The organism is Methanobrevibacter sp., assembly GCF_045611865.1.
Taxonomy (GTDB): Archaea; Methanobacteriota; Methanobacteria; order Methanobacteriales; family Methanobacteriaceae; genus Methanocatella.
In genome coordinates, this window is sequence record NZ_JAZKXX010000078.1 from 54684 (window position 1) to 72361 (window position 17678).

Below are 17678 nucleotides of genomic sequence, written 5' to 3' on the forward strand. Positions count from 1 at the left end.
ATTATAATAACATGCCAAAATCAAGTATTGTATCTTCAGGAATATCTTCTTTAGCCACCTTTCCAATAACTTCATCAATTCTAGATGGATAAATGCCAGTTCCAGGTCTTTTAAATGTAATATCACCATTAGATATTTCTTCACCTTTTTTGATATCTCTTGAAGCAACAATTGACCTTCTTGCTTCTTTCCTTGCAGAAGATTCGCAGATTAATGGTTGTTTATTTTTCATCCCATTAATTTTAGATAAAAATTTAACATTGTCTCCAAATTTAACTACATCTTGAGGATCCATTGCATGATAGTGATCATTACCTTGCAATGTTTTATCTAATGTAAAATGTTTTTCAAGTATTGTAGCACCATAATTATAAGCAGTTGTTAAAACTGCCATATTTTCATCAGGTTTTGTATGATCAGAATAACCAATTTCATAATCTGGGAAATATTCGGCCAAATCTTTAATCATTAAAAGATTTGCATCTTCATATGCTGTCGGATAAGATAAAACACAATGCATAATAGCCACATCCACAGTAGATACTTCTTCAATTGCATCAACGGCTTGTTTAATTTCAGATAATGTTGATGCTCCAGTGGAAAGAAGAATTGGCTTGTTTTTACTTGCAATATATTTAATAAAAGGAATATTTGTTAAATCAGAAGAAGAAATTTTATAAATATCCATAAACTCATCTAAATAATCAACTGATGCGAAATCGAACGGTGTGGATAAAAACATGATTCCAACACCATTACAATAATCTGCTAATTTCCTATATTCTTCAGCACCAAATTTGTCGAATTTTTTGAATAATTCGAATTGGGAGGTAGTTGGTTCTTCAGATAAATCCCAATATGCTGGAGAATTGCGTGAAGCAATAGTTTCTGCTTTATATGATTGAAATTTTACTGCATCAACGCCACATTTTTTCGCTTCATCAATCATCAATTTAGCAGCATCCATGTCAGAAATTCCTTCTTTTTTGGCAATGTCATAAAAGTTAACACCAATTTCTGCTATTAAAAATGGTTTTTTATTAAAGATATTCATGAAACTTACTCCAGTCGATTATTTATTACAAATGCCCTGTATTTTTCTTTAACTATGGATTGAATATTATCAAATCCATTTTTCAAATCAATGCTAGTCATTTTTTTATTCATTTCAACCCTTAAATCAAAATTATTTACTAAACTAATGAACTGGACAACAATTTCTTGTTGACCAACAGCTTCGCCAAGCCCCATGTTAATGAATCCATTATTTTGATTTCCAAAGACATGAGTTATTTCCCTATCATTTTGACATAAACACACAGTTGGGACTCCAATTGAACAAATCTCATACATGGTTCTTCCAGCAGATGTGAAAATAATATCAGCTTTAAACATGAATTCACTTATATTAGAAACATTTTGATAAATCTGAACTGCAGGATTAGATTCATATTGTGAAACAAAATCTTCAACACCACTATAACCCAAACCTAAAATAACATTGATTCTTCCATCATAATTTGTGGTTAAAATAGCATCTAAGACTTTTTGAGATAGATTATTAGGGTCAGTTCCACCAAAAGTAATTAAAACATTATTAATATCATTTGTGATGATTTTTTGGGTTTGGAAGTAAAATTCATCTTTTAAAATGTAATATTTATGACCTGTAAAAATGTTATTTTTACCTAAGTCATGTTCATATAATGCATCAAATACAACATCTGCAACATCAGTACCAGTTCCTAAATCTTCAAAATTAACAACAAAGTAACCATCATTTTTTAAGGTAGTAATATATTCTTCAGTTGTATCTAATATATCATTGACAACTATATGGGGATTAAATTCTCTTAAGAGCTCACATAAATTCGCTTCATCGCGATATGTTTTATATGCATAATTATGGCTGTCAACAATATTTACTCCCAATTGGTGATTTTCATTCATGAAAAACAATGCTTCATGGAACACTAATTTTGAAGCTATTGACAGACATCTATAAATATGTCCTGTACCTATTTTATCATATGCATTAACAACAATAGCTATTTTTTTCTTTTGCAAGTAATTTTCAGCAATCCACCAATCATCATAATTGTCTATGTCAACACTCTCTTCTCTAGTAACTTCAACTAAATCAATATTAGAGCCTAACCTTGAATCTTCATGTATAAAAGAACGACGAGTAGCTAAAATAGCACCAGTTTCTTTAAATGATTTAGGCAAATACTGCCTGTTGACTCTTTCAATGTAATTTGGGAAGTATCTTTGATTATTTTCATCATATCCCCAACTCAGATGTCTATCATCAACAACAGAAATAACACTATCCACACCAAAATCTTCGAATTTTTCGATAGCTGCATCTAATGTTTGTGGTTTTAGTAATGGGGAAGTAGGTTGAAGTGTTATAACAATATCATATTCATCAAAAGCTAATTTTTCTTTTTGAATCATTGCATCATAAATCACAGGATCTAGCGGGACATCATCTGCAGCCAATTCAGCAGCCCGTCTAATCACACTAGCTCCAAATTTTTCAGCGATTAATGCGATTTCAGAATCATCGGTAGTTACCACCACATCATCAACATATTGTGAATCCCTAGCAATACCAATAGAATAAGAAATTAATGGTCTATTATTTAATAAACGTATATTCTTACGAGGAATTCCTTTTGAACCCCCTCTTGCAGGAATGACTACCAAAATTTTATTATTATTAAACATGTTAATCCCTTAATATTACAAAAATTTTAAATTATACATTATTAAATATATTTATAATATAATATTAAATCTTCGGTGTTTACATGAATATGAAAGATATGTCACAAAAGCTATTAGGAAAAATAAATGAATTAGCTACACCCGTTAAAATAATGCACGTGTGTGGATCTCACGAACACACAATCATGGAATATGGAATTAGAAGTTTGCTTCCAGAGGAAGTTGAAATCATTGCAGGACCAGGATGTCCTGTTTGTGTTGTTCCATCACGTGAAATTGATGAAGCCTTAGAACTTATTGACAGAGGAGTTACAATCACCACTTTTGGGGATATGTTAAGAGTTCCAGGTTCTGAAAGATCTCTTGCAGATGCAAAAGCAGAAGGAGGCGATGTGAGAGTTGTTTATGGAATTAATAGAGCTATTGAAATAGCACAAAAAGAAGACAATGATGTCGCATTCATATCAGCTGGTTTTGAAACAACAGCCCCAACCACTGCTGCAGAGTTACTGGCAACACCTCCTGAAAACTTTTCAGTACTTTCATGCCACAGGTTAATCCCACCAGCCATTGATTTTTTAATTAATTCTGGTGAAACTAGTTTAAATGCATTAATCCAACCTGGACACGTATGTACAATCATTGGAACTAAACCATTCGAATATTTCTCAACAGACTTTGGAATACCTCAAGCAGTAGCCGGATTTAATCCATTAGACATATTAATGTCTGTTTATATGATTTTAAGACAAATTCATAATGAAACACCGAAAATAGAAAATGAATATAAAAGAGCTGTTAGAGAAGAAGGAAATGTAATTGCACAAGAAAAAATTGACCAAGTATTTGATGTGACCTCAAGAGAATGGAGAGGATTTCCCAAAATACCAAATTCAATCCTAGAGATAAAAGATGAATTTAGTGAATTTAATGCTCGTGAAAAATATGATATTGAAGTAAAAGATGTTAATGAAGCTCCTAAAGGATGTATTTGTGGCCCAATTTTAAGAGGCCTTGCAAGACCTGAAGATTGTAAACTATTCAGAAAAGCATGTAACCCTCTACACCCTATTGGAGCATGCATGGTTAGTAAAGAAGGTACCTGTAACATCGCACATAGATATTCAAGATGATAATATGACCATAGAAGCAATTGCAGTTGATATTGACGGAACAATAACTGATGAAAAAAGACAAATCTGTATATCCGCAATCGAAGCTTTAAGAAAAGCAGAATCTAAAGGCATTCCGACAATAATTGTTACTGGAAATGTTGTAAATTATGCATATGCTGCAGAAGTATTAATAGGATGCAGCGGAGGCCTTGTAGCTGAAAATGGAGGCATTGTCTTTAAAGAAGGTGAAAATAATAATGCTGTTGAAACAATGGTTGAACGAAACTTTGTTACCTCAGCTGAAAACCACCTAAAAGAGAAACTAGGTGAAAAATTTGATAAACATGCCTCACATGACAACATGTATAGATTAACAGAAACTGTATTTTACAAAACACTTCCAAGACAAGTATTGGAAGATGCTCTAAAAGATTTTGAATACATTGACGAACTTGAAATTTATGATAGTGGATTTGCACTGCATATTACTGATAAACGTGTTAATAAAGGAACTTCACTTAAGTATTTATGTGAAAGAAGTGGAATAAACATGGACAATGTAATGGCTATCGGAGATAGTCAAAATGATGAAGATTTCCTTAAGGAAGTAGGTTATAAAATAGCTGTTGGCAATGCTGACGATAAATTAAAGGAAATAAGTACATACGCCTGTGAAAAAATGTTTGGTGATGGAGTGGCCGAAGCTATTGAAAAATTTGCATTGTAGGGATAATATGATATATGAAATAGCCGAAACTGCTAAAAAAGAAGTGAAAGAAAAATGTGATGCTTACGAAATATACATTGAAGAGTCTAACGTGATAGAACTTGATTCACTTAAAGATGAATTAAACTTTGCAAAAGAAGAAATTGAACTTGGAGTTGGAATAAGAGTTCTAAAAGACCAAAAACAAGGCTTTGCATTTACATCCAATCTAGATAAACTCGCCGAAACTGCCACACAAGCAATCGAAAATACAAAATTAACCAAAGTTGATGAAAATTATGCTTTTGCAGAAGTTGAAAAGATTCCGAGTGTTGAAAAAGTTTATGATAAAAAATACGATGATTTAAGTTTAGATGAATCTGTTGAATTCTTGAAAACAACCATTAATACAGCTAGCGACAACGGATGTGACATAACAGGCTCAGGTTTTACTGCAAGCAAAGGCAGGTCCTTAATTTTAAATTCAAATGGAGTTTCTATTGAAGATGAAGGAACTGGATTTGGAATAGGTTTATCAGTGATGCTTGAAAAAGATGGTGAAGTTGCAACCGCTTATAACTCACAATCATCAAGATTCTTTGATTTGGATGGTGAAAAATTAGCTAATGATGTGTGCAAGCTTGTAAAAAACTCTTTAAATACAAAACCTATTGAAACAAATGACTATGATGTTGTGCTTGATTATTATGCTACAACTGGACTCTTACAAACATTCATCGGAGCGTTTAATGGTGAAAATGTAATGAGGGGAAGATCCATTTTAAAAGACAAAATTGGTGAAGAAATTACAAATTCCAGTCTAACACTCACAGACAATCCTCTTTTAAAAAAAGGAATGGCAACTGCAAAATGTGATGGTGAGGGAAGCGTAAGTCAAAAAACTGATTTGATTAAATCTGGAACATTAAACTCATTTATTTATGACATTTACACTGCAAATAAAGAAGGTGTTAAAACAACATCCAATGGACTTAGAGGATCATATTTGACAACACCGATGATTTCACCAACCAATCTTGAGTTTAAATTTAGCGAAATGAAAGACTTAAGTGAAATTAAAAATGGTGTTTTAACAACAAGTGTTTTGGGAGCGCATACTACAAATCCTATTTCTGGAGACTTTTCTGTTGAAGCAAGTAACGCTTTTAAAATAGAAAATGGCGAATTAACCGACCCAATAAATAAAGCAATGATTTCTGGAAATGTTTTTGAAATAATGAAAAAAGTAGAAGGACTAAAATCAGAAGTTAAACAATATGGTTCATTTATTATTCCAAAATTAATAGTCCATGATTTAAGAGTGGTTGGCCAAAATTAAAAAAAAGATTTTTGAGAAAAATTAAATCTTTTTCAATTTTTCTCTATATCTGCCAATAGTATCTTGTTTATACTCAATACCTAAATAATCTGATGTCAACTCTTTGTTTTCATCAAAAACTTTAATTTTTTCATCAATTATTTTATCAATGTCTTTATCTAATCTTTTTATTTGATTTTCAAAAGAATATTCTGATTTTCTCATGTTTATATTGGATTTACGAGCTAGTTTTTCAATTTCTTCATCTAAATCAAAATTTTCCTTAGACATTTTTTCACCTTACATTTCAATAATTGGTAATTGGATTTCAGTTATGTAATCAATTTCATTATCACAATTGTGGATGCCTTTAATTAAAATCTCTTTTGGAGACCCTATAATATCATAATGATTTTTTTGAGCAACATCAACTAATTCGGCATAGGTATCCAAAATATTGTCTGTAGGACCGTAATGTTTTCCAGCCAATACTTTATGTTCAATCATGTCAACAACACGAATTCTATCGGTTTCATCAGCATCTTCTTTAATAGCAATGCTTACATCATAAACTGCATCACCATCATTAACTTCATGTCTTGGTGAGAAATAAACTATGAAAGGTTCACCTTCAGTTTCAATCTCTTCTGCATCAACCCAACCCATCAAAATAGAGAGAAATACTTCTAAATCTTCAATTGGTGTTTTACAGTTAATAACTCCCAATTTTTGTTCTGGAATTACTTTCACTTCACTTTCCATAATTACACCTAAATAAATTTTTAAACTTAATTAAATAAATAAACTTCTACCTCTTCCCCTTCATCAACTAACTCAACTAATTTTGGAATTTTTACATAACCATCGGCTGTTGAAAGTGAGAAAATTGCACCTGAATCTTTAAATATTGGTTGAATATCTTCGCCATCGACCGTTACAAGTTGATATTGCATTCTTCCAACTTGAGAGTGAATTCTCTTTGTAATTTTACCTTTAACTGTTCTTAGCTCAAAGTCCTTTTCAATTCCTGCAAGTTTAGTCAATGGTTCTGCTACAAATGCATTAAATATCATCAATGCAGATACTGGATTTCCAGGAAGACCAATAACAATCTTGCCGTCAATTACACCAACAATGGTTGGTTTTCCCGGTTGTACTGAAATTCCATGGATGTAAACCTCACCCAATTCATCCAATACATGTTTTAAAACATCACCAAGACCTGCAGAGGTTCCTCCAGAACAGAATAAGATGTCGACTTCTTTTAAAGATTCAGTGATTTTGTCTTTAACTTCATCGTAATTGTCCCTCATTACTCCTAAGAATTTAGCATCAGCACCACAAGAAATGGCATCGTTTTTAATCATTCCTCCATTTACATCATATATTTTACCATATTCCAACTCTTCACCCTGAAGTGTGATTTCATTGCCTGATGATACAATACCAACACTAGGTTTTTTATAAACATCAATTGTTTCAAAACCCTGTGAGAGCAAAACTCCAATTTTACCCGGATTTAAGAAATCTCCTTTTTTAAGAATCAATTTGCCTTCTTCAATATCTGATCCTTTTTTTGCAACATCCTGAGATGGAGTGGCTGTAGTTAATATATTTACTTTACCATCTTCTTTTTCAGCATATTCAACCATTACAACAGATTCTGCTCCTTCAGGCATTGCTGCACCTGTACTGATTTCAATGCATTTTCCTTTTTCAACTTTTTTATCAGTAGTTGAACCTGCTTCTAAAAAATCGATGACATCTAAAGTGTTTGGAGATTCTTCTGATGCTCCAAAACTGTCTTCAGCAAGTATTGCAAATCCATCCTTTAGAGCTTTATCAAAAGGAGGGAAATCCATTCTAGAATAGACATCTTCAAATAGAATTCTTCCATAAGCTTCACTTACATCAATTTCCTCACTTTGAGGAATTAAGTTTTTATCAAATAAATCTTGAATAATATCAATAGCTTCATCGCATTCTTTAATTTTTAAAAATTCAGTTCCCATTAATATCACTTTATCTAAAAATCCAATAGATTAATATATAGTTTATTAATAAATATATAAATAATTTAATCTTATGGAGAACGTATTATTATTTGGAGGAGAGTATTTGTCTAAGCCTAATAACAATCAACAACAAGAATATAGAAGAGTAAGGACACCCAAAAAGGGAGAAATACCTGGAATAGTCGAACAAATTATGGGACACGGAAAATTAAAAGTCCGTTGTGCTGATGGAAATATAAGAATGACCAGAATCCCTGGAAAAATGAAAAAACGTATTTGGATTCGTGAAGGAGACGTAATTCTCGTAAAACCATGGGATTTCCAATCTGATGAAAAAGCTGATGTAATTTGGAGATACACAAAAACCGAATCAAATTGGCTTGAAAGAAAAGGCTACTTAAAAATGTAGTCTTACTACTTATTTTTTTGATTTTAATGGACTCAAAAATAGCTAAAGCAGATGCTAAGCATCAAAAATTACATTCCCAAAAAAGAAAAAAAGATAGTTCTGATAGGAAAGTGGGAAATGAAATTTTTGATAAATTAACCTTAGAAACATTATATAAATTAGCTAACCAAGGATATATTGATGTTTTAAATGGTGCCATAAGTACAGGTAAAGAAGCAAATGTGCTTACGGGCATCACCAATGATGAAAAATTCGTAGCTGTTAAAATATATAGGATAGCTACTTCTGATTTTAAGAAAATGGACTATTACCTAAAAGGAGATCCAAGATTTAACATTAAGACAAAAAATAAAAGAAAAATAATTTATTCATGGGTTACAAAAGAATTCAAAAACCTAACCAGACTGGATAATGCTGGAGTCAATGTTCCAAAACCAATTACGAGTTCGAACAATGTACTTTTAATTGAATTTATTGGAGATGATGACGGAAATCCTGCACAACCTGTGAAAAACCAACCACCACAAGACCCTGATGAATTCTGGAATAAACTACTAGTACAATTAAAGCTATTCGTTAATGAAGCAAAACTGACTCATGGAGATTTGTCAAACTACAATATTTTGAATAAAGATGAAAATCCAGTCATTATTGATGTTTCACAGTCCGTTGTTTTAGATAATCCTATTTCAAAGGAACTGCTTGAACGTGACATTAACACTCTTGTTCGGGAGTATACCAAACTTGGCGTTAAAACTAGTTTTGAAGAAGTTTGGGAATATGTTGCACCAGAGTTTTGAATATATCCTTTAAAGATATTTAAAACATATATATCATGCCCAACAATGTATAATACATGTTAATCATAAGTATAACCTTATTCATATTAGTCATTATTTTTGCAATAATAAGGGAAACAAAACCAGAACATTACGACATTGCCAACAAAATTATGATAGTATTGCTAATACTGGCAATTATTAATTTTGTATTAACCATGATGGGAGTAATCTAAAATCCCATTATATTTTTTTAAAACATTGCAATTGTGAAAATTGCTTAAAAAGGATTTACCGCTAGAAAGATAGATTAATAGCTTTTATTGATGCCATTATTGCAATAGCTGCAACGATAATGGTTTTGGAATTGGTGAATCCCCATGTTCCAACCTTCAGGGACTAGCCAAACAATGGCCAATATTTTTAGCTTATTTAAACAGTTTTGCAATGATTTACCTAGTGTGGTATAAACATTACCACCTATTCAAGAAAATTGAAACAATTTCTATGAAATTATTTTTCATGAATGGAGTATGGTTGTTCTTTTTAACATTAGTACCTTTTGCTACAGGTTGGGTTGGTGAGTTTCCTTTCAGCCCACTTCCCGAATGTTCATATGCACTTATAATATTGATATGGTCATCAACTCTTGAATTAATTGATGGGCAAATAATGAGAGAAACATGTTTAGAACGCGAATATTATTATGTCCCTAAAATTAGAATATTTAATTATATCAGTTTCATAACAGCAATGATTGTGGCTTTTATTGAACCTATATTATGTTTAACAATTATTTTCTTAATATCTGTTATCAACGTGATAGTCATAAGCAGAAATAATAATGAATAATGTTTAATATTCCATTAAACAATTATTAATTTATTTAACTACTTAAAAATTAATTTTCTTCTCTAGAAATCTTTTTGGAATTTGATTATTACTTAATCCTATTATTTGTTTTTATGTGTTTCAATCCAATTATATAAGTAATGATAAACATATTTGATTACAATGAAAATAATGGTTAAAATTTTACTCATCATAACAATTCTATTAATTGTTTTTGCAGGAATAATAACATTAACACAACAAGAATCCCTGCAAAACATTCAAATTTTAGATGAGTATACTACTATAATTGGAAATAACTCCAACGGAACCGTTTATAAAATAATATGTGGGAATAACACATCCAGCGATACTGCAATAGTAATATTGGGCGTTCATAGTCTTGAAAGTGGCATTCATAATGCAACAAATGAAACTATAATGAATTTCACCAAAGAAAATGACCTCAATAAAAGGTTTATCGTATATTTCATCAAACTTAACTTTAAAGACAGTGGAATGAATACCAGTGATTATGATACTAATAGACATATGGGTGAAATGTTAGCCAATGAATATGTTCTTCCAGATATTGAGAAATATGACCCTTATGTTATCGTTGATGTTCACGAAATGGAAGATTATTGGGATAAACCGAGATATGTTGGTGTTATTGACAACAAATCAAGTACAACAATGGATTACGCCTATAATATCGGTGATAAAGTAAACTATCCAGTATATACTGTCAATGCGGGCACTTCACCAAAATGGGTGACAATACCCCTTGCTAAAAAGAACCATAATGTAATCTTATTTGAAACCGCCCAAATAGACAGCCAATACAATAAAACTCAAACTGCAATAAATTTGGTCAAGGCAATTGACGCATTGCCAATCTATTAAATAGCTTGAATTAAGCTTTTATTCCATCGTACAATATGTTTAAGAAATTATTAGCATATTAATCTGCTTCAATATTAGAATTCTTATCATATATTCTCCACAAAATAATTGACTGAAATGTTATACTAAAACACATTACGGACAATACTCTGGAATCAACAGCTCTATAAAAATAATATTTAAATTGATTATCCTAAATTTTAAATAATTTTAATTAAAGACTTATTATTAAGAAGGTGAAAATATGCCAGAAACAGATTATTTAAAAATACCTCAAAATAGAGTAGGGGCATTAATTGGAAGCAATGGAGGAGTTAAAAAGTCCATTGAAAAAGCAACTGGAACCATTTTAGATATAGATAGTGATGATGGTACAGTTTATATCACACCTAGAGAAGATATGGAAGACCCATTAGGCGTTTGGAATGCTAATCATATTGTTAAAGCAGTTGCACGTGGCTTTAATCCTGAAGTTGCACTTAAATTAATTGACGATGATATTTATTTGGAAGTTATAAGTTTACCATTATACATTGGAAAATCTAAAAAAGCACTTGCAAGACACAAAGGCAGAATTATAGGAAAAGACGGTAAAACCCGTGAAATAATCATGGAAATGGCTGAAGTTGACATGGCAGTTTATGGTAAGACCGTTTCATTGATTGGTGAAATGGATAATATCATGATTGCTAAAGAAGCTATTGAAATGATTTTAAATGGATCAAGACACAAATCCGTTTATGGATTTTTAGAACATAAAAAAGAAGATTTGAAAAGAAAAGAATTCAATGAACTAGTCGGAATCGAAGAAGATAAAATTGAATTCAAAGAGGGTTTTGAATTTAACGAAGAAAATCATTAGGGAGTTCTTACTCCTAAACCTTTTTATTTTTTCGAATTAACAATATATTACTTCAATTTCAAATCAAAATAAATATTTTAAGCTCATACAACTTTTTCTTCATTTATAAAGCCAAAGATTCTCAACCTGAAAATAATCTATCCAAGAAATTTTACAATCCCCCACCCATTTTAATGCAAGATATCTATAAAAATTATCACAAACATAGCAAACTATTATATACTTTAACCAACATATATAGGGAACGTAGTGTAAATACTATAATTTCTACATGTTTTAAAATTATTATTTTACCATATTTTTAAACAATGTAGGTAGGGTACTGTAAAAATATTACTTTACAAATGCTCTCTGACTTCATTTAAATATAGTCAATATTATAAATTTTACTATATATTTTATAGGAGGAAAAATCTTGGCACAACAAGCAAATGAACTCTTTGAAAATTTCGACCAATTAACCCCATCTGAATTTTTCCGTAAAAATAAACAGATGTTAGGTTTTACCGGTAAAATTCGTTCATTAACTATTGTTTTCCACGAATTGATTACAAACAGTTTTGACGCAGCAGAAGAAGCTGGAATTTTACCTGAAATTGATATCGAATTAAAAAGAATTGATAAAGAACATTATATTTTAAGACATAAAGATAATGGACCTGGAATCCCTGAAGATTACGTAATGCAAGTATACTGTCAAATGTTTGCAGGATCCAAATTCAGAAACATCCAATCAAGAGGACAACAAGGTTTAGGTTGTAGTGGTTGTGTACTTTTATCACAAATGACAACAGGTCAACCAGCTCGTGTAATTTCATGTTACAAAGAAGATGATGAAATTAAAGGAGTAAAAATGAAGTTCAAAATGGATGTTAAGAAAAATCAAGGTTTATTAATGGAAAGGGAAGATTACCCTGCAGAAAGCACAGGAGTATGTATTGAATTACAATTCAAAGAAGTTTCATACTCATTAGCAGAACAAGGTGCATTCGAATACATTAGAAGAACCATGATTGGAAACCCTCACGCCAAAATTACTTTCAGAGATCCATCCGGACACAAATACATCTTTAAAAGAGCTGCTGAAATCACCCCTGTACTTCCAAAAGAAGTATTGCCTCACCCAAAAGGTGTAAGCGCAGACGATATTCATTTCATGGCAAAACATAGTGACAAAAGAAGATACAAAAGTATGTTAACTTCATCACTTTCAAGAATGTCAAACAAAAGAGTTGACGAAATTGCTGAGATGACTGGAATTGACATGAACAAACGTCCAAAAGCTATGACTTTTGAAGAAGCAGAAGCTATTGTGCAATGCTTTAAGAAAATGAAATTCATGGCTCCTCCAACAGACGGACTTATACCAATTGGATCTGATCAAATCGAAAAAGGTATGAAACAAATTCTTAAACCTGAATTTGTAGCAACAATTACAAGAAAACCTGTTACCTACAGCGGTGGTGTCTCATTTATTATTGAAGCAGGTATTGCATATGGTGGAGATGCAGGTAGAGTTGTAAACGAACAAAGAAAATCAGAAATCATGAGATTTGCAAATAGAGTGCCATTAACTTTCGATGCAGGAAGCTGTGCTATTACAGAAGCACTTAAAAGTATTGATTGGAAACGTTATGGTCTTAGAGACTTTGATAACACTCCATTAACATTATTTGTAAATATTATTTCAACACAAGTACCATACCTTTCAACAGGTAAACAAAGTGTATCACCGGAACCTGAAATCGTTCAGGAAATCAGACAAGCTACAATGAAATTGGCTCGTAAATTACAAAAACACTTAAGAGCTAAAAAAGCAGCTAAAGAAAAAGAAAAACGTTCCAAAGTATTTGAAGAATATGTTCCAGTTATTATTGAAGAAGCTGCAAAACTCGGTGAAACTGGAGTTCCTGAATACCAAGAAGTACTTGCAAAAGTAACTAAAAGAGCACTTGCAGAGTTACTTGGTGAAAAAGTTGAAGAAGAAGAGGAAGAAGAAGAACTTGATGCACTCATCATGGAAGAAGTTGATGAATTTGGACATACTGTTGAATCTGGAAATTCCACATTAGATAACTTCATTGATGATAGAGATGACGAGGAGACTGAGGAATAGGTGATTAAATGTCTAAAAAAGCAAAACAAGAATCACATAAAGAAGAAAGCAAACAAATCACACTCAATAAATTAAAAGGTTTAGGTCAGGAAATCATTGAAGATATTGAGAAAAATAAAGTTCCTAGCATTAGAGTCCCATCAAGAGGAACTGGAAATATTGTTTATGATGATGCTAAAAGATATTATGTATTAGGCGACAGATTCGGTAGAAGGTCTCTAGGTAACGTGAAACAAATCAGAAAATTGGGCCAAATGGTTTATGTGGGTAATTTCTGTAAAGATTTAGTTGCAAGAGAAAAAACAGCAACCATCAGGGAGATGTATTACGTTTCTGAAGGTTGGGGAATTAGTTTTAAAACACAACAAGAATCCAACATTGTTGGAGAAGATTTAGAAGTAACTCTTGGAACTACACGTGAAGAATTAGGTTTAATGCCAGAAGAAGACGGTGCATCAGTTTATGGAGATCTTACATTATTTGATGAAGTAGAAATTAATGCCGCAAAAGTTGGAAAATCTGGTTATACCATCTCACCAACAATCGATCAAGTTGAATTCTATGATTGTAATGTTGATAAAGTATTAGCAGTGGAAACCATGGGAATGTTCCACAGGTTGGTTCAGGAAAATGCTCATAAAAGATTCAATTGTTTAATTGTTGGGCTTAAGGGACAAGCTGCTCGTGCTACAAGAAGATTCCTTAAAAGAATCAGTGAAGAAAAAAATTTACCCGTCTATATCTGTAACGACGGAGATCCTTGGGGATTCCACATTGGGCAAGTAATTATTTCTGGAAGTGCAAAATTAGCTCACGTTAATGATAAATTAGCAACCCCTGATGCCAAATTTATTGGAGTAACTGCATCCGATATTATAAACTATGATTTGCCAACTGATAAACTCAAAGATGTTGACGTAATGAGACTCAAAGAGCTTGCTAAAGACCCAAGGTATAAAACTGATTTCTGGCAAACTGAAATCAAAAAGATGCTTAAAATTGGTAAAAAAGCAGAACAGCAATCATTCTCAAAATATGGGCTTGAGTATGTTGTAGATACTTATTTCCCAGCTAAATTTGAAGAAATGGAAAATCAAGCATAAACTTAAGATTTTCCTCCTTTTTTTATTTTTTTAATATTCCCCATCAAAATGTTTATATACTAATTCAAATATATACCCCTATAGGTATAGGATGTGTTAATTTGAAAGAATGTATGGACAGTGAAAATTTACATAGAAGACTTAAAAAAATAATCGGCCAAATAAACGCAATCGATCGTATGATTGACGAAGACATTCCTTGTGAACAAATATTAATGCAAGTTAATGCTTCTAAATCAGCACTGCATAAAGTTGGACATATTATTGTTGAAGGACATCTTGAACACTGCGTTAAAGAAGGCATTGAAGATGGCAATGCAGACGATGCACTTAGTGACATTTCAACAATATTAGAATATTATTCCCGGCTTTAATTTTTTTTAAATTAACTTTATACCCTATGGGGTATACCTATACAAATGGGGTTGATAAAAATGAACTTTACAAAAACTGAAAAAGTAGACCTCCTACTAATAATAATTTCCACAATAAGTATAATCGCAAGTTTTATATTTTCCATCGATTATATCCCTTGGATTGCTATTATACTTTGCGGATTCCCAATAATAAAAGAATGTGCAGAAGGATTGATAAATGAATTTGATTTAACAGCTGATTTATTAGTTTCAATAGCTATTATTGCATCAATCATCATTGGTGAATTATTTGCTGCAGGAGAAATTGCAACAATCATGGCTATTGGAGGATTCTTAGAAGAATATACCGTGTCAAAAACTCAGGGAAGAATCAAAGAACTTGTTAATATGACACCTCAATTTGCAACAAGAATTAGAAATGGAAAAGAAGAAAAAATACCTGTCGAAAATATATCCGTTGGAGATATGATAAAAGTCCTTCCTGGAGAAAACATTCCAACAGATGGAATCATTATTGATGGTGAAACTTCAATAGATCAATCCACATTAACTGGAGAACCCCTACCAATTGATAAAAAAGAAGATGATGAAGTATATAGTGGAACAATCAATCTTTACGGTTCATTTATAATGAAAACAACAAAAATCAGCCAAGAAAGTTCTCTTCAAAAACTAATAAGATTGGTTGAATCTTCAAAACCTGAAAATGCAGAAATAGTGAAAACTGCAGACAAATGGGCAACATTAATCGTAATAATAGCATTTATTGCGTCAATCTTGACATATTTATTCACATTTGAAATTACAAGGTCAGTTACAATATTGGTTGTATTTTGCCCATGCGCTCTTGTATTAGCCACACCAACTGCAATTTCAGCAGCAATCGGTAATTTAACAAAACATGGAATATTGGTTAAAGATGGTGCATCAGTTGAAGAGCTAGCTCACATTGATGAATTAATATTTGACAAAACAGGAACATTAACAAATGGAACACCAAAAGTGGTCAATGTTATTTCAGAAAATAAAAAAGAAACATTATATCTACTTGCATCACTTGAATCAAAATCAGAACATCCCCTCGCAAAGGCAATTGTCAACTATTACAATAATACTAAATTAGCTGACGTTAAAGACTTTAAAATGCATATGGGAAAAGGAGTTAGTGGAATCATCAATAACTCCAAAATAATTGCTGGAAACAAAAAACTTCTTGAGAGTGAAAAAATCCCCATAAAATTTGACAGCGAAAATAAAACTGGAGAAATATCAATATTTGTTGCAAAAAACAATGAAGTAATTGGAAAAGTAGTCCTTGCAGACACTTTACGTAAAAATTCAAAGCAAACAATACAGATGTTAAAAAGATTAAGAGTAAGAACAACATTGCTTACTGGAGACAGTCAGGAAACTGCAAAATACGTCGCAGACCAACTCAAAATCAGAAATATTAAATCTAACTGTTTGCCAGAAGATAAAACTAACTACATTAAACAAGAACAAATTAAAAGAAATAGAGTTGCAATGATTGGGGATGGCATAAATGATGCTCCCTCTCTTAAAAAGGCGAACGTTGGAATAGCAATGGGCAGCATGGGGAGTGAAATTTCAATTGAATCTTCCAATATCGCATTAATCAATGATAATATTGAAGACATTCCTCATCTAATCGCAATGGCGAAAAAAACAATAAAAACTATCAATATCAATATTGGATTTTCACTATTGATAAACATCACCGCCATGGCATTGGCAATTTTAGGGCAATTAGGACCAATTGAAGGAGCTTTAATTCACAATATTGGGTCTGTGATTGTCATTATCAATTCAGCAACCCTATTAAATTATGAATATGTAAAAAAAGACTTAATTAAATCTAGAAAATTAAGAGCAAATAAAAGTTTAAATAAAGCAATGACATAATATTATCTATCGATAATAAGGTGAATTATTATGGCTGAAAAAGAAATTAAAGTAGTGGGTATGCACTGCCCATCATGTGTAAACGCTGTTGAACTTTCTTTAAAAGACGTTGATGGAATTGAAGATGCTAAAGCTGATTTAGACTCTGGAATTACCACAATTACAATGTCTGAAGATGTAAGTGATGCAGATATTAATGAAGCTGTTGAAGAAGCAGGCTTCAAAGTAGAATAGTTTCTACTTCTTTTTCTTTTTTTACTATTTTTTCTATTTTTAAATATCAAATTATAAATAATTTAAACAACAGATTTTAATCCATATAATAATTTAGTTATTATAATTTAAAAAAGGGATTAAAATGAAAACTGTTGCAATTAATGGTTATGGAACCATCGGTAAAAGAGTGGCTGATGCAGTAGCTGCTCAAGATGATATGAAAGTAATTGGTGTAAGTAAAACTAGGCCAAACTACGAAGCAAGAACTG

General features: G+C 31.6%; 19 protein-coding genes and 1 pseudogene. 15 read left to right on the top strand and 5 right to left on the bottom strand.

Annotated elements, in window-relative coordinates:
* Position 1 precedes the first annotated feature (1 nt).
* Positions 2–1054, bottom strand: coding sequence for an N-acetylneuraminate synthase family protein (locus tag ACKI32_RS10000; protein WP_407416003.1), 1053 nt, complete (start codon positions 1052–1054; stop codon positions 2–4).
* A gap of 5 nt (positions 1055–1059) precedes the next feature.
* Positions 1060–2733, bottom strand: coding sequence for a cytidylyltransferase domain-containing protein (locus ACKI32_RS10005; protein WP_407416005.1), 1674 nt, complete (start codon positions 2731–2733; stop codon positions 1060–1062).
* Positions 2734–2822: 89 nt separating this feature from the next.
* On the opposite strand from ACKI32_RS10005, the gene hypD reads away from it, so the two are divergent.
* Genes hypD through ACKI32_RS10020 form a run of 3 tightly spaced genes read left to right on the top strand, consistent with a single transcriptional unit; the run spans position 2823 to position 5893 of the window.
* Complete coding sequence (hypD, locus tag ACKI32_RS10010) at positions 2823–3866, top strand: hydrogenase formation protein HypD (RefSeq protein ID WP_407416035.1); 1044 nt, start codon at positions 2823–2825, stop codon at positions 3864–3866.
* Positions 3867–3870: 4 nt separating this feature from the next.
* Positions 3871–4575 (top strand): phosphoglycolate phosphatase, encoded by a 705-nt coding sequence (locus ACKI32_RS10015; RefSeq protein WP_407416007.1) that lies wholly within the window; start codon positions 3871–3873, stop codon positions 4573–4575.
* A 7-nt stretch (positions 4576–4582) separates the two neighbouring features.
* A complete protein-coding gene (locus ACKI32_RS10020; RefSeq protein WP_407416009.1) occupies positions 4583–5893 on the top strand; it encodes a TldD/PmbA family protein in 1311 nt (436 codons plus the stop codon).
* Between the two features lie 21 nt (positions 5894–5914).
* Here ACKI32_RS10020 and ACKI32_RS10025 read toward each other — a convergent pair whose 3' ends face one another.
* The 3 genes from ACKI32_RS10025 to glp are packed head-to-tail and all read right to left on the bottom strand — an operon-like array spanning position 5915 to position 7884.
* Positions 5915–6163, bottom strand: a complete 249-nt coding sequence (locus ACKI32_RS10025) for a hypothetical protein (protein WP_407416011.1) — start codon at positions 6161–6163, stop codon at positions 5915–5917.
* Between the two features lie 9 nt (positions 6164–6172).
* Positions 6173–6634 carry a GyrI-like domain-containing protein gene (locus ACKI32_RS10030; protein WP_407416013.1) on the bottom strand — a complete coding sequence of 154 codons (462 nt, stop codon included), beginning with the start codon at positions 6632–6634 and terminating at the stop codon, positions 6173–6175.
* A gap of 26 nt (positions 6635–6660) precedes the next feature.
* Positions 6661–7884, bottom strand: a complete 1224-nt coding sequence (gene glp / locus ACKI32_RS10035) for a gephyrin-like molybdotransferase Glp (RefSeq protein WP_407416015.1) — start codon at positions 7882–7884, stop codon at positions 6661–6663.
* 73 nt (positions 7885–7957) lie between these two features.
* On the opposite strand from glp, the gene eif1A reads away from it, so the two are divergent.
* The 12 genes and pseudogenes from eif1A to ACKI32_RS10095 form a co-directional block, all read left to right on the top strand.
* Positions 7958–8296, top strand: a complete 339-nt coding sequence (eif1A, locus tag ACKI32_RS10040; RefSeq protein ID WP_407416017.1) for a translation initiation factor eIF-1A — start codon at positions 7958–7960, stop codon at positions 8294–8296.
* Between the two features lie 26 nt (positions 8297–8322).
* A complete protein-coding gene (locus ACKI32_RS10045) occupies positions 8323–9096 on the top strand; it encodes a serine protein kinase RIO (protein ID WP_407416019.1) in 774 nt (257 codons plus the stop codon).
* A 292-nt stretch (positions 9097–9388) separates the two neighbouring features.
* A complete protein-coding gene (locus tag ACKI32_RS10050) occupies positions 9389–9478 on the top strand; it encodes a TMEM175 family protein (RefSeq protein WP_407416038.1) in 90 nt (29 codons plus the stop codon).
* Complete coding sequence (locus tag ACKI32_RS10055; RefSeq protein ID WP_407416040.1) at positions 9442–9927, top strand: TMEM175 family protein; 486 nt, start codon at positions 9442–9444, stop codon at positions 9925–9927. The genes ACKI32_RS10050 and ACKI32_RS10055 overlap by 37 nt, the downstream gene beginning before the upstream one ends.
* Before the next feature lie 171 nt (positions 9928–10098).
* Positions 10099–10812, top strand: a complete 714-nt coding sequence (locus ACKI32_RS10060) for a hypothetical protein (protein ID WP_407416021.1) — start codon at positions 10099–10101, stop codon at positions 10810–10812.
* Positions 10813–11056: 244 nt separating this feature from the next.
* Positions 11057–11674, top strand: a complete 618-nt coding sequence (locus ACKI32_RS10065; protein ID WP_407416023.1) for a KH domain-containing protein — start codon at positions 11057–11059, stop codon at positions 11672–11674.
* A gap of 415 nt (positions 11675–12089) precedes the next feature.
* Positions 12090–13790, top strand: coding sequence for a DNA topoisomerase VI subunit B (top6B, locus tag ACKI32_RS10070; protein WP_407416025.1), 1701 nt, complete (start codon positions 12090–12092; stop codon positions 13788–13790).
* Positions 13791–13798: 8 nt separating this feature from the next.
* Positions 13799–14893: a DNA topoisomerase IV subunit A gene (locus ACKI32_RS10075; protein WP_407416027.1), complete on the top strand. Its 1095-nt coding sequence runs from the start codon at positions 13799–13801 to the stop codon at positions 14891–14893.
* A gap of 101 nt (positions 14894–14994) precedes the next feature.
* A complete protein-coding gene (locus tag ACKI32_RS10080) occupies positions 14995–15267 on the top strand; it encodes a metal-sensing transcriptional repressor (RefSeq protein ID WP_407416029.1) in 273 nt (90 codons plus the stop codon).
* A 60-nt stretch (positions 15268–15327) separates the two neighbouring features.
* On the top strand, positions 15328–17193 hold the full coding sequence (locus tag ACKI32_RS10085; RefSeq protein WP_407416031.1) for a heavy metal translocating P-type ATPase: 1866 nt from the start codon (positions 15328–15330) through the stop codon (positions 17191–17193).
* Positions 17194–17223: 30 nt separating this feature from the next.
* Entirely contained in the window at positions 17224–17427 is a 204-nt protein-coding gene (locus tag ACKI32_RS10090) for a heavy-metal-associated domain-containing protein (protein ID WP_407416033.1), read from the top strand.
* A 124-nt stretch (positions 17428–17551) separates the two neighbouring features.
* A pseudogene (locus ACKI32_RS10095) lies at positions 17552–17678 on the top strand (glyceraldehyde-3-phosphate dehydrogenase); the annotation flags it as partial.